General features: G+C 60.0%; 6 protein-coding genes. 3 read left to right on the top strand and 3 right to left on the bottom strand.

Annotated features, from left to right (window positions below; all coding sequences use genetic code 11):
• Positions 1 to 10 precede the first annotated feature (10 nt).
• Positions 11 to 1,261 carry a hypothetical protein gene (locus tag PMI24_RS18745; protein ID WP_007956640.1) on the top strand — a complete coding sequence of 417 codons (1,251 nt, stop codon included), beginning with the start codon at positions 11 to 13 and terminating at the stop codon, positions 1,259 to 1,261.
• 62 nt (positions 1,262 to 1,323) lie between these two features.
• Here the strand turns inward: PMI24_RS18745 and PMI24_RS18740 are convergent, their stop codons facing one another.
• Positions 1,324 to 6,300: an NEL-type E3 ubiquitin ligase domain-containing protein gene (locus tag PMI24_RS18740; protein WP_157222949.1), complete on the bottom strand. Its 4,977-nt coding sequence runs from the start codon at positions 6,298 to 6,300 to the stop codon at positions 1,324 to 1,326.
• 226 nt (positions 6,301 to 6,526) lie between these two features.
• On the bottom strand, positions 6,527 to 9,652 hold the full coding sequence (locus tag PMI24_RS18735) for a transglycosylase domain-containing protein (protein WP_007956637.1): 3,126 nt from the start codon (positions 9,650 to 9,652) through the stop codon (positions 6,527 to 6,529).
• A gap of 498 nt (positions 9,653 to 10,150) precedes the next feature.
• On the opposite strand from PMI24_RS18735, the gene PMI24_RS18730 reads away from it, so the two are divergent.
• On the top strand, positions 10,151 to 11,572 hold the full coding sequence (locus tag PMI24_RS18730; protein WP_007956635.1) for an amino acid permease: 1,422 nt from the start codon (positions 10,151 to 10,153) through the stop codon (positions 11,570 to 11,572).
• Positions 11,573 to 11,743: 171 nt separating this feature from the next.
• Entirely contained in the window at positions 11,744 to 13,249 is a 1,506-nt protein-coding gene (locus PMI24_RS18725) for a glucosyltransferase domain-containing protein (protein ID WP_007956633.1), read from the top strand.
• 11 nt (positions 13,250 to 13,260) lie between these two features.
• On the opposite strand, the gene PMI24_RS18720 is transcribed toward PMI24_RS18725, so the two are convergent.
• A partial coding sequence (locus PMI24_RS18720; protein WP_007956631.1) for an FMN-binding glutamate synthase family protein occupies positions 13,261 to 14,241 on the bottom strand: 981 nt, incomplete at its 5' end.

The raw sequence follows: 14,241 nt of genomic DNA, 5'->3' as shown, positions 1-14,241 counted from the left end.
GAAATAGCCAATGGTTTCAGCTGTGCGCAAGTGCTTGAAGAACAGCGTGTTTTGCTTCTGCGGTGGCCTGCTTTCAACGTCGGCGGCTGGCATCACTCAGGAACTTCGCGCGACCTACGTCCCCGATCCCGCCAACCCGCAGAACAATGGGTTCATCAACCAGACGCCGCAGAGCGGTTACTGCGGCCAGTACCCGAATGATTGTCGACGCTACAACCTTATGGGGGTTTCGTTGCCAATGCGTTTCTCGTCGGTACAGGCAATACGGCCAGAAAGCGCTGAGCGCGACGGTGCGACATTCAAGATGCCGGCGCAATGGCGCAGCCTGACGGTGCGCAATATCGTTACCGGTGAGACGCAAACCGTGGAAATGCGTATCGGTGGTTTCGGTACACGTTATGTGCTCAGTGATACGGCAAGCAATCTGACTGGCGTTTCCGGAGAATACGAAGCGCATAACGCGCTTTGGGCAAGGTCGGGATGGCACGTACCGCCCAGGCCGTGCGAACCCGGTGCAATGTCGTCTTATGGTCCGGACTTCTTTCGTTTTTTCTGGTTTACCCCCGCCGAAAACCTGTGCAGCAAACAGTCTGCATTCGTCATTCCGTGGATGTCCTACGACTATCTGGACGTGGCCTATGAGCTGCGTACACCCAACCCGCTGGGCATGTCGGCGGGAATCTATGCGGGTGAACTGACCTATGGCGTGGGTTCCGGTCAGGACATCGACACGGGCAACAACCTGTTGCCTGACACCTCCAGCCTGACGTTCAGGGTTCTTCTCGACGTGCAGCATGTGCTCAAGGTCGACATCCCGCCCGGCGGCAACAAGATTGCGCTGGTGCCGCAAGGCGGCTGGCAGGCCTGGTTGCAGCAGGGCAGCAAACCGACCCGGCTGTTTCGCGATCAGACTTTCAATATTTCGGCGTCCTCGCGTTTCAAGATGCACTTCGAATGCGAGTACGCCGCCGTCGGCGCCTGCGCATTGCGCGATACGCTCAGCGGCGCCACCGACGCGCAGGTTTTTCTGAGTGTGAGCCTGCCCGACAGCATTTCCGATATCGCAGGCCAACCGGTGAAGCGCCGCCCCTTGAGCAACAATCCTGATGGCGTTGCGTTTCAACCTTCCAGTTTCATGCAGCGAGCACCCGCGACGCTGCACTTCGAGATTCCGGGCGTGTATGTCGAACAGATGCTCCAGCCGGGAAAAGGCAAACGCTATGTCGGCAACGTCACGGTGATCTGGGATTCGGAGGTTTAGCGCTTGGGCCCTGAAGACTTTTGCAGCGAGGCTTCAGGGCGTGATTGTCATGCGGGCGACATTCAGATTCCGGCCCTGCTCATGGCCTCACGGGTGAGCTGGCGGCGTAGTTCCTTCTCCTGATAACCGATGTCCCGAAGCAGGCGGTCATAGGTTTCGGTGCTCATTTCCATGCCGGTGAAAACCTCCTCTTCGGCAATCGGCAAGCGCTTTGCCAGGTCGCTGAGGGTGCGCCTGCGCAATGCGCGCTCGGCGGGTAGCGCGTCGGTGGATTGCGCCCAGGCCTGTTGCGCAGTTTTCAGCGCTTCCAGCACGTCGAGCTTTTCCATGTGCAGCTGTTTGTTGGTTTCCATTTCTCCTGGCCAGTTGTTGCGCAAATAGCTTTCCCAGAACGGTAGCTCGATCATCTGATTGACCAGGCCATCGCCTTCTTCTGCCTTGAGCAACGTCTCGACAGCCTTGGCAATGGTCTGATCATCGACGCCGGCAACCCGGCGATACCTCATGCCTTCGGACTGCCATGGCAGCTCCAGTCTGGCCGCCATGCCTGTTTCGTAGGCCAGGTGCACTTCGACTTCATCGGGATTGCCCGTGCGGTTTCTGATATCGGCCCGGGCGATTTCAGTGACCTGACCGAGACGCGCCGATCCTTTGGCCAGTGTCACCAGCTTGCGCTCAAGCTCGGCCTGGTTGGTCGAGTACGAGTAGGCTTCGGAAGCCAGCACCTTGACCCCCATGTTGTTGAACAGTTGCGCGCCGGCATCCTCGCAACCTTCAGGATCGGTCGACATCAAAAACAGCTCTTGGCGCAGCGGCGTGTCGATGTCCATGGCGCCAATCATCCGCCAGACCCGGTCGGTCAGTTGATCATTGGCTTTGCCGCCAGCGATGTAATCGGCCGAATGGGTCAAGTCTTCGATCACCGAGAAGAAACCGTCGGCGTTTGGCTCCCCGGCAAGGTCGTGCCAGGCCTCGGGGCGATAGGTGCCGAGCCCGGCCGTTTCGTTGTGCAGCGAGGTGTCGACGAACGCGGGCCAGCGCTCGAGCAGATCTTCCGCCGCGCTGTTGTACGTCAGGCGTGGATGGATCCCCACCGAAGTCCGGTAATGTTCGTACTTGACCCGAACCGGGTCCGAGAGCCTGTTGGCGTAGACCCGGGTACGGGCGATCAGCCGCGCGTTATCGGAGCCCGGCGGCACATCCGGGATGCGCTTGAGCGCATTCGCGCCCAGATCAAGAAAGAAGCCGCGTGGCCGGGATTTTTCGAACAATCCCGGTGGCCAGCTCTCGAGGCCGGTGCCGATCAGGCTCAGCACCTTGAGCCGTGGCATGCGTTCGACATTCGGCGCAAGGCTCAGCGGGTTGTGATCGAGCCTGAGAGTTTCCATGCGCGTCATGTTGCGCAGTTGCTCGACAGTGGTCGGCGTCAGGCGGATCTGGTTCTCGTTCAGGCGCAGGGTTTCCAGCAAATGCATCTTGCCGACAGGCTCCGGCAGAACTGTCAGCCCGCAATTGCGGGCGCTGAAATGGCGCAGGTGGGGAAGGTCTTTCAACAGGCCGTTCGGCGATTGAGAAAATACCGATCCGTCCAGGTTCAGGGTTGTGACCTGATCGATCCAGGGCTTCAGCTCTTCCGGCAACTGCCGCCACCAACGCTCGATGTCCTTGGGCAACCACTCGCTGGACAGGTCCAGCCGATAGCCTTCCTGCACGCTGAGACTGCGCTCGCCGAACACCTCGGACTTGCGTTCGAAACAGGCCAGCAAACGTTCGGCGAGAAACTGCCCGCCCTTTTGCTGGTAGTCCCAATAGGCACGTGGCACGTTGCTGTCCGGGTTTTCAGGATCCCAATCAGTCAGGTAGCGCTGACGCCAGGTTTCCAGGGTCTGCTTGAGCTGTTGAATCTCCTGCTCAAGCATCTTGATCTGTGAGTGAGGGGCACCGTTCGCTTGCAGGGATCGACTGAAAGCCAACGCCTCGGCCTGGTCGAAATGCGGGTAGAGGTTCTGGACTTTCTCTTCCACGCTCAACGCTTTTTTCGATTGCCCCGGCCCGCGCAGCAGCAGTTCGGTTTGCAACGGAACCTGCGCGCGAATCGGTGGACGCGCAAGCAGCGTCCTGCGCTCGGCGGGGCGCTCGGTCATGACCAGCACCCATTGTCTGAACAATTGTCCCTGGCCGGCGCGGTAACCCAGCGCGGTACGCTTGTCGGCGGGCATGGCCAGCAGGATGGCTTCATACAAGTCTGCGGCAGGATGCAGACTGTCGTTGCGTTCATCGCGCACTTCATAGCGGCCACGCTGATCCCGGACCAGTACGCGCACGATACTGGCCTGCTCGTCGCCCACACTGCAGCGAAGCGCGCCGTCATAGAAGTGCTCGCGTACTTCAATGCGCAGATCGGCGAAGGTATCGGTGCGTTGTCTCAGGACGTTGAGAATCAAGCGCTCGGTATCGGGCAGTCGCAATGCCGGTTCATACAAACCTTCAATGGCTCGCGCCGCACTGATTTCAAAGGCGCTTTCCCGGGCCTGATCTTTCAGGCGCAGGGGGATGCGCTGTTCTTCGCGGATGATGGTCTGTTCGGCCGGCGTCGCTTTTTTCAGCAGCGCCTCGGCGACCCGCGAGGGTAGTGATGGAAATTGCTGTTGCAGCAATTGCACCTGGGCATCGCCACTATGATCTGCGGCCCGATACTGGTAATCGAAAATGTCGGGCGTACGGGTTTCCACGATATCCCCCAGCTGGTTGCGCAGCACCTGTGCCCGCTGGCTTTTGGGGTATTGATTGCCGAGCAGGGACTGCATGTCTGCATCGTCGAGAAAGTCCACCAGCCGTTCCGGCAGCTCGCCGGCCAACAGGTCAGGAATGCCGATGCTCATCGTCTGTTCGGCTGTCGCTTGTGGATTGCCGTACAGGTGAAAGTTGTCGCTCGAATCAGCGGTTTCAAATACTTTCAGCGCCTTGTCGGCAGGCCAGCCGGGCATGTCCGGCACCATCCGGCTGAACCAGTAGGCAGTCGGGGCCAGCGGTTGTCCGGAACGAATCAACTGGCCGACGTTGCGGGTTTCGTCCCAGATCCGGAAACGCGTCAGGGTATCGGACAGGAGCGCCGGGGGTGGCGTGTTTTCCACGTACATCCGGCGCAGTGATTCTGGCGCGGTGCCGCTGATGCTGCGCAGGTGTTCCAGTTCGCTATCGTTGTAGCCGTCAACGCCGGGGCCCAACCGGCGCATCAGGATCGCGCCTTCCCAGTCCTGCGGTGTTTCCCCCTCGTGCACCCACGCACCCTGTTCGTTGTGGCGCAGTTGTGGCGAGTAGGCTTGCGGGCGGGTCGGATGCTGGACACGATGGCGACCGTTGCTGCGGTCATATTTCACCGCGTAGTAACGACCGTCGAGGGGCAGCAGCACTTTGCCCGCGTGACGGTACAGCCCGGATGCGGACGGTTTCGATGCGGGCGGTGGGGCAATGTCTGTTTGTGCGTAGGGCGTGAGGTCGGTGTGCCACAAGCGGATTTTTCCGTCGTGTCCCGTCACCGGTTTCATGCTTTCGACCCGTGGCGACAGTTTGAGGATTTTTTGGGCGGCCAGGCCACCGACGACAAATGCCGCCAGTTGCACCACATCGTTGACGACACCGACGACATGCTGCGCAGCCTCGGTCCAGTGTTTATAACCAAGCTCCACTGCGCCTTCGACGACTTCATTGGTCAACTGAAAAGCCGTGTAGACCAGCATCACAACACCGACATACGGTACGAACGGCATCACGACGAACAACGCGGCGTTGAAAATGTCGCCGGCAATCTTCAGAACGTTTTCCCACCACGCCCAGCGCGCATTGTCGTCGGCGTCGGCGGTCGGCACCGCAATCTGGCGGGCGTCATTGAGGATCTTGTTGAGTCGTTGCTGAAAAAGGTACGTCCATAGCGGCGAGCTGATCGGCGGTGCGCTGAATTGCAGTTGCGGTTTCTCCACCGGTGTTTCCCGCCAGGAGGGACGCGAATCTCCCCGTTCCCGCGGATACCATTTCACGTAGCTCAGGCGTTGTTCGAGCCCGGCGAAAAAATGCCCGCGCTGTTCATGATCGACAAACTGACTGAAGAATTGCCGGTAGCTGAGTCCGGAGGAAGGTGATGTCTGGTTGGTCCGCAGCTGGCGGGTCAGCTCTTGCATGAAGTCCAGGGTCGAGGCGTATTCCTTGAGCGGGTGCTCCGGGTCATGGGGGACATAGGCAATCATTTTTTGCGAGTGTTGCGGCTGTTCCGGATCCGGCCGAATGATCAGGATGCCGGTGAAAGTCAGGTCCATCATGCCCAGGTCGCAGACGCGCATCGCCTGGCCGTCCAGCAGCAGATTCTGACGGCCAAGCAGCACTTCACGGATCAGCCCATGGGCGCTGTGACCAATGTCCCTTTTGAGCCGGGCCATTTGCGCGGCAGCCTTGAGCGTCGCTTGCAGGCTTTGCTCGACTCGTGTGCGCAGGTATGTTTCGGCCACCGGTTCCTTGTCCAGCAGAATGGTCTCGAGATGGCGCTTGTAGAGCGCGCCAATGTCCAGCTCCCGGCACAACGCCTGAAACTGGCTCACGCTTATTTTCTGGTTGATCGGCGAGGGGTCGAACAAGTCGCGTGCGACATCGGTTTTGATAATGAAGGTCGAATAGTGTTGATAGCGTTCGTCGCGTGCGAAGTTATGCAATGCCGCATCAAGCATCGAAACGGTTCTGGCCTTGGAGCCTTTGCTGAAGTTGTGGACGTACCAGGGCGTTTGAGCCGAGGCATACAGTCTCAGGTAGGTGTTCTTGACGTCGATATCGATCTGGAACTGTTCGAGCAGCTTTGCCTTGAGCAAGGGTTCGGCGAATGCGTACACATCCTGAAGTCGTCGGAGCAGGCGATCGATACGGTTCTGTGCGCCCCATGCCTTTCGGTTATCGGCGGACATTCGTTCCAGCTCGTTGGCCGAAGCCTCGGTCATCCATGATTCAAGCTGCAGAGGTGTGTTGCTCAGCGCCTGGGCCCGATGTAACTGCATATCGCTGAACACCGGATCGATACGCGATTTAATTAAGTCGTAATGTTGCCCTTTATATATGGATGTTGCAGTCATGGTGCAGGCCTTGAATAAGTAAAGAATTCTCAGCCTAACGTTCAATGAGCGGATTAATTAGTTTAAAAGCCTGCTGTCGAAGTGTCGGGTTAATACCTGATTTATTGAATATTGGAATGCATAAAACACATAACTACTACCCCGGATCAATTCAGTCCGCTGCGGATGCCACCGTCGCCACTTGTGGCGCCAGACACTGCGAATCACTGCCCGGTTGCAGGTACGGCATCAGAATCGGCGCCATGCCTTTGAGCACCTGCACCGGCAGGGCGGAAGTGAACTTGAAGTTCTCCGCCGAGCGCCCCGGCACGAACGCGGTGAGCGTGCCGAAATGGTGATCGCCGATATAGAACACGAAGGTGGCCGTACGGTTGATCGATTTCGAGCTGAGAATCCGTCCGCCGGAGCCGATCGCCTCGATCCGGTTGTCGCCGGTACCGGTCTTGCCGCCCATGGTCAGCGGTGTTCCATCGTTGAGTTTGAAACTGCCGGAAACACGTTTGGCCGTCCCCGAGTCCACCACTTGCGACAGCGCTTCGCGCATCGCCGTGGCGACTTCGGACGGCATCACCCGTTTGCCGACGTGAGGGTCATTGACCAGTTTGGTTTCGTAAGGCGTGCCGGCGGCGAAGTGCAGGCTGTCGATACGCAGGGTCGGCATGCGCACACCGTCGTTGAGGATGGTACCGATCAACTCGGCCAGCGCGGCAGGGCGGTCGCCGGAACTGCCGATGGCGGTGGCCAGCGATGGCACCAGGTGATCGAACGGATAGCCGACTTTCTGCCAGCGCTGATGGATCTCGAGGAATGCCTCGATCTCCAGCATCGTGCGGATCCGGCTGTCGCGGGCGCCTTTGTGCTTGCTCTTGAACAGCCAGCTGTAGACTTCCTGACGCTCGAACTGGCTGGCCTTGACGATGTCCTTGAAGGTCGCGTCGGGGTGGTTGAGCAGGTAGCCGATCATCCACAGGTCCAGCGGGTGAACCTTGGCGATGAAACCCTGATCCGGCAGGTCGTAGGTGCCGGGGCCGTAGGCCAGGTAGAGCCGTTCCAGGCGTTCGTCGGTGAGTTTTTCGGTGATTTTGACGCCCTTGAGGTGTGAGCGCACAAAGGTGTTGAAGTCTTCCTGGCTGGCGTTGGGCAGCAGGTAACGGTGCACGGCGGCCATACGGATCGGGGTCGGGCGCATGCTGTCGAGGAAGGTGTCGAGCCGGGCCTGGGTGTCCTTGTTCCGGTACTTTTTCCAGAACTTGAGCAGGAACGAAGTACCTTCGCGGTCGGCGAACGAGGCGAGGTATTCCTGACGTCGCGGGTCGCGATCGTCCTTGAGCAACTCGGCGCTGTTGTTGGGACCTGAGTAGGTGGTGTAGCGCACCAGATCGCGCATCAGGCGAATGAACGGCAGGTTGATCGACTCACGCAGGGCATCGCGCAGGGTCGGCAGGCGGCCATTGTCTTCCTTGCGGAAGTTATGGAACACATGCAGGCCGCCACCAGTGAAAAACGCCTCGCCAGGACTGGCCGAGTATTTGCGGTCGAGAGCGGCGGAGAGCATTTTCGACAGGTCGTGATCCTTGTTCTGGATCAGGTAATCGATCACCCACTGGCTCAGGCGATCCTGATCCGGCACGTCGACTTTCTTAAGTTCCGGCACGGTCATGGCGCCGTACTTGTCATGCAGCTCCGCGATGATTTGCAGGTAGGTGGTCAGCACCCGCATCTTCGCCGTGGAGCCCAGTTCCAGCTTGCTGCCTTCGTTGATGTCGAATGGCTGGTCGGTGCTGTCGGTCTGCACCCGTACGCGCGAACCGTCCGGGGTCAGCTCGAACAGGGTGAAGCTGTAGCGCACCTGAGTGGTGCTGGTGGGCGTCAGCAGGCGTTCGCCCATCAGGCCGACTTCGGTCGCATAGGCCGGGTCGGCCAGTTTTTTCAGGTAGGCGGTGGCCTGGGTTTGCAGCTCGCCTTGCAGGGTACTGGTGGCGGACAGGTCGAGGCGGTCGAGGTCATACAGCGGACGGTTGAGCATCGATGCCAGCCGGCTGCGGGCGACACTGATGCCCTTGTTGGTTTCGATCGGCTGGATGGTCGGCTGGGTCTGCCAGTCGCGATAGCTGATGGTGCTGGCCAGCGCGGCATCGGCCAGGGCGGCGTCGATCACACCGTTCTGCTTGAGCAGGCGCAAGTGACTGTTGGTCAGTTCGACCAGTTCTTCGCGGCCCTTGGTCAGGTAATGCGAAGGACGGCGCTGGGCGATCATCAGCGAGAGCATTTCGCGCAGGGCCAGGCCCTTGTCCGCCATGGTCTTCGGATCGGTTTCGGTACTCGCGAGTTTACGGTTGGCTTCGTTGAAGTCGGCGCCATACCAGACCCGCAAACCCTCGGCCATGCCGTGCACTTCGCCATGCCCCGGCACGGCCGACAGCGGCACGCTGTTGAGGTAATCACGAATGATGTTCTGCCGCGCCGGCAAGGTGTCCGGGCCACCCTGATAGGCGCGCACGCTGGCGGAAATCATCTGGCGGATCTTCTCCGCGCCGGACACCGTCAGCCCGTCGGGCGAGTGGCGGTATTTCTCAAGCTGGGTGGCCAGGGTACTGCCGCCGGCTGACTGCCCCGGCAAGTGCAGCAGCTTGGCGACCTGCGACCACGCGGCCATGCCGAAGCGGGGCCAGTCCACCGCCGGGTTGGCCATCGGTTGCTTGGGGTCGAGCAAAAAGCGGTTTTCGATGAACAGCAGGCTGTTGACCACCACCGGCGGGATCGAGTCGAAACTCGCGTACAGCTGCTGCGGATAGTTGTACTGATACAGCGGCGCGGCGCGGCAATCGGTGATCGACAGCCCGGCCTGGATCTTTTCGGAGTAGGGCACGAACAGGCCCTTGTCGGTGTAGTTGAGCAGGGCCGGGGAGAAGCGCGTCTGCTCGGTGATCACGTAGTTGCGCTTGATCAGCCGTGGCAGGAACTCGTCCAGCGAGCTGTAGCCCAGACGCAGATCGAATGGCCCATTGCCCGGATAGCGGATCGCTTCGCTGGGCCCCGGTTGCAAATCGTACTTGAGCTTGGCGGCGTACTGGCTGACCTCGCGGGACTGAAAACGCGAGGTGCGCATTTCCTTCATCGCAGCCAGGCCCACGACAATCGCAATGATCACCAACAGGAGCCAGAAAGCCTTCCACCCATGCCGGTTACGACGGGGTTTTTCAGGTACAGGCGCTTCATCCACACGTTCAGTCGGAACCACTTTTTCACTCGAATCGGTTTGCCACAAAGCGCCCATAGTCGATTGATCCATTCACGCAGATTGATCGGACTTGTCTGAAGCTTAGTCGGTGGTTGGCGCGGGTGAAAAAATTGTGAAGGAGGGACCCTGAACAAATCTGCAAATCCGGCTGTAACCCTCCGACTAGTGATCGCAAGCCTGAAAGGGCCGGAACAGAGAGGTCATGAGGCTGCTGTGACTTTGGTCGCGGCATGACGTTGCACCATTGCTGTGCAATACTCGCCGCCCATTTGCGCGGTGAATAATCCTCGAAATGCAGGATGGTTTGTCTCGTAAACCTTGTATTTGGCGAGGTTTACGTCTGAATCAGATGTCTTATAGAGTGAAAAAACCTGTCGCAAGCTTTTTATACTGCATGCCCCGCTGATCCCGCAGGTTACTTCTGCGGGACGATCCTGCCCACGAAGCAGGGCCGGTTTTACCCAGGCGCAGGCTTATCGGCCGACGCTTGAACACTCGGTGGCCACATCCAATAACAAGACGAGGAAGTCCCCCATGCCAGTCGGCAATCACCCGCCCCATGGCGAAACCGCTCAAGGCGGCCCGCTCAAACGCGAACTTGGTGAACGGCATATTCGCCTGATGGCGCTCGGCGCCTGCATCGGTGTCGGTCTGTTTCTCGGTTCGGCCAAGGCCATCGAAATGGCCGGCCCGGCGATCATGCTGTCTTACATCATCGGCGGTCTGGCGATCCTGGTGATCATGCGCGCCCTCGGCGAAATGGCCGTACACAACCCGGTTGCCGGCTCCTTCAGCCGTTACGCACAGGATTACCTCGGCCCGCTGGCGGGCTTTCTGACCGGCTGGAACTACTGGTTCCTGTGGCTGGTGACCTGCGTCGCCGAAATCACCGCGGTGGCGGTGTACATGGGCATCTGGTTCCCCGATGTCCCGCGCTGGATCTGGGCGCTGGCGGCGCTGGTCAGCATGGGCTCGATCAACCTGATCGCGGTGAAGGCCTTCGGTGAATTCGAGTTCTGGTTCGCCCTGATCAAGATCGTCACCATCATCGCCATGGTGCTCGGCGGCATCGGCATCATCGCCTTCGGTTTCGGCAACGACGGTGTGGCGCTGGGGATTTCCAATCTGTGGGCCCACGGCGGCTTCATGCCCAACGGCGTGACGGGCGTGCTGATGTCCCTGCAAATGGTGATGTTCGCCTACCTCGGCGTGGAAATGATCGGCCTGACCGCCGGTGAAGCGAAGAACCCGCAGAAGACCATCCCGAATGCGATCGGCTCGGTGTTCTGGCGGATCCTGCTGTTCTACGTCGGCGCGCTGTTCGTGATCCTGTCGATCTACCCGTGGAATGAAATCGGCACCCAGGGCAGCCCGTTCGTGATGACCTTTGAACGTCTGGGCATCAAGACCGCCGCCGGCATCATCAACTTCGTGGTGATCACCGCGGCGCTGTCGTCGTGCAACGGTGGCATCTTCAGCACCGGGCGCATGCTTTACAGCCTGGCGCAGAACGGCCAGGCGCCGGCCGGTTTCGCTCGCACGTCGAGCAACGGCGTACCGCGTCGCGCATTGCTGCTGTCGATCTTCGCGCTGCTGCTGGGCGTGCTGCTCAACTATCTGGTGCCGGAAAAAGTCTTCGTCTGGGTGACCTCGATTGCCACCTTCGGCGCGATCTGGACCTGGGTGATGATCCTGCTGGCCCAGCTGAAATTCCGCAAAGGCCTGAGCGCCAGCGAACGGGCCGGCCTGAAGTACAAGATGTGGCTGTTCCCGGTCAGCTCGTATCTGGCGTTGGCGTTCCTGGTGCTGGTGGTCGGCCTGATGGCGTACTTCCCGGACACTCGCGTGGCTCTTTATGTAGGCCCGGCGTTCCTGGTGCTGCTGACCGTGTTGTTCTACGTGTTCAAGCTGCAACCGAACGATGCGTCCCAGGGCGCGGTGCGTTCGGCTTCGTAATTCGTTGTTGCTGAAACTCGAAAGCCCCGGTCGAAAGTCCGGGGCTTTTTCGTGGGTGCGAGGTTGATGCCGCTGGTCTGAAAGCGCCGCAAAAAACGACTTCTGATTCAGAGTCATGTTCGAAGGTTTATCTACGTTGTTTCCAGCGCAGCCGTGAACAGAGGCGCAGGTATGAGGATGAGCGATTTTCTCGTAAGAGAACTCGGCCGCCGTCAGGTCGTGCTGTTCTTCCTGCTCGCCACGCTGCTGTACATCCTGCCGCTGATCCTCGCCGACTTCCCCTACATCGACGACAACTGGCGCACGCTGGCCGCCGGCAACGCCTGGGCCGGGCAGGGGCGGTTGTTCATGGACTGGTTGTATCAGGCGCTGACGTTCACCGGCGCTGCGCCGAATATTTTTCCTCTGCCGCTGTTGCTCGCCACTGTAGCGATGTCGTTCGCTCTGACCCGGCTGACCTTCCACTATTTTCCCGAACCGACGCTGGCCTGTTGTCTGGTGGCGTTGCCGCTCTGGTACAACCCGTTTTTGTTGCAGAATCTGTCCTATCAATACGACGGGGCCGGTATGGCGTTGAGTCTGGTCGCGGTGATTTACGCGATCACTTTTTGCGGCGCTTCACGCATTCAGCGATGGCTGGTGCCGTCGGTGTTGCTGGCGCTGGCGATCGGGCTGTATCAGATCAGCCTCAATGTGTTTCTCGGGCTGTGCTGTCTGGAATTGCTGCGTAATGTTCATCGGCGAGTACCGTGGGTAGAACTCTGGCGCCGGTCGGGCTGGCGGCTGGCGCAACTGCTGCTGGCGGTGTTGATTTACAGCGTCACGGCCTATCCGTTCACTGACCACGGGCGCACGCAATTGCTGAAGGCAAGCGCTGATCCGTTGCTGCAGATCGACATCAATATCGGTCGGGTGATGGAGAAGGTTGCGCTGCTGTTTCACGGCGGCTACACGGTGGTTTTTATTGTGTTGGTGCTGTGCGCCGTGTTCGGCGCCGTGCAGTTGGGACGGCAGATTGGCGAGCGCAACATGTCGCGCGCCAGGGGCTTGCTCCTGAGCTTCAGCTGCCTGCTGGCATTGCCGCTGATTGTGCTGCTGGTGCCGGGCATGACGTTGCTGTTTCGCGATTTCAACGAAGGCGCGCGCACCCTGATGGGGTTCGGCGTGCTGTTGATGTTGCTGTTCTATCTGGCCTGGCTGGGGTTGATGCCGCTGCATCAATGGTTGCCTCTGGTGTTGGCGATTCCGCTTCTGGCCACACTGTCGTTGTCCTTCGCTTATGGCCGGGTGTTGACGATGGAAAAAACCTTCGCCAGCAGTGCGCTCTACAGCCTGAGCCACGACATCTCATCCCATCGCGAGCTGCGCGAAGCCAAACGGATTTATATCTCGGTGACGTACTCCGACCGCTGGCTGGCGGGGGCGGTGGGTACGTTCAAACAGTTGCCAGTGCTGCACTATCTGCTGAACATCGACTACTTCATGCTCGCCGAAAACCTGCCCTCGGCCGGCATCACCAACGTGGTCGCCGAGCGCGAACGGCGCAACGCGACCCATGTCGGTCTGATGGGCTATCCACCCTTGGTGGACAGCCTCTATTACCGCCTCTATCTGATCGGTGACTACGGCTTCATCGTCATGAAAGAGCCGCCCCACGGGCGGTTATTGCAATGGTGACCGTTCAGAGTCTAGGCCGCCGCGATTTCCTGCGGCTCGAAACTGTCCGCCCTCGCCATCTGCCACATCCGCGAATAGAACTCGCCGTTCACTTCCCCGGTGAGCAATTCCCCTGGCTTCAGGAACACGTGCAACTGCGAGAACAGTTTGATCTCGGTCGCTGACATGCGCCGCACCAGATGCTTGGCCGACAGTTGCGACGGATGATCGAGGCCGGCGGCGGCGAGCATTTCCGCCAGCGCCTTGAGCGTATTGCGGTGGAAGTTGTAGACCCGCTGAGCCTTGTCCGGCACCACCAGTGCGCGCTGGCGCAGGGTGTCCTGGGTGGCGACGCCGGTCGGGCATTTGTTGGTGTGGCAGCTTTGCGACTGGATGCAGCCGATGGCGAACATGAAGCCGCGCGCCGAGTTGGCCCAGTCGGCGCCGATGGCCAGCACGCTGGCGATATCGAAGGCGCTGACGATCTTGCCGCTGGCGCCGAGCTTGATCTTGTCCCGCAGATTCAGACCCACCAGCGTGTTGTGCACGAACAGCAGGCCTTCGCGCATCGGCACGCCGATGTGGTCGGTGAACTCCACCGGCGCGGCGCCGGTCCCGCCTTCCTTGCCGTCGACCACGATGAAGTCCGGCAGGATGCCGGTTTCCAGCATGGCCTTGGCGATGCCCATGAACTCCCACGGATGGCCGAGGCAGAACTTGAAGCCCACCGGTTTGCCGCCGGACAGTTCACGCAGTTGCTGGATGAAATGCATCATCTCGATCGGCGTGGAAAACGCGCTGTGGCGCGACGGCGAGATGCAGTCTTCGCCCATCAGGATGCCGCGGGTGTCGGCGATTTCCTGGGTGACCTTGTGCTTGGGCAGAATCCCGCCGTGGCCGGGTTTGGCGCCCTGGCTCATCTTGATTTCGATCATCCGCACTTGCGGAGTCTGCGCCTGGGCGGCGAAGCGTTCCGGGTCGAAACGGCCGTCGCTGGTGCGGCAGCCGAAATA

The sequence above is a fragment of the Pseudomonas sp. GM25 genome, from assembly GCF_000282255.1.
Classification (GTDB): Bacteria; Pseudomonadota; Gammaproteobacteria; order Pseudomonadales; family Pseudomonadaceae; genus Aquipseudomonas; species Aquipseudomonas aphyarum.
The sequence above is the reverse complement of the archived record's forward strand: the minus strand, read 5'-3'. Positions and strand labels throughout refer to the sequence as shown.

Excerpts from the sequence above, each read along its gene's own strand:
- PMI24_RS18725 (WP_007956633.1), top strand. The coding sequence starts at position 11,744 with ATGAGGATGAGCGATTTTCTCGTAAGAGAACTCGGCCGCCGTCAGGTC.
- PMI24_RS18745 (WP_007956640.1), top strand. The coding sequence starts at position 11 with ATGGTTTCAGCTGTGCGCAAGTGCTTGAAGAACAGCGTGTTTTGCTTC.
- PMI24_RS18730 (WP_007956635.1), top strand. The coding sequence starts at position 10,151 with ATGCCAGTCGGCAATCACCCGCCCCATGGCGAAACCGCTCAAGGCGGC.
- PMI24_RS18740 (WP_157222949.1), bottom strand. The coding sequence starts at position 6,300 with ATGCAGTTACATCGGGCCCAGGCGCTGAGCAACACACCTCTGCAGCTT.
- PMI24_RS18735 (WP_007956637.1), bottom strand. The coding sequence starts at position 9,652 with ATGGGCGCTTTGTGGCAAACCGATTCGAGTGAAAAAGTGGTTCCGACT.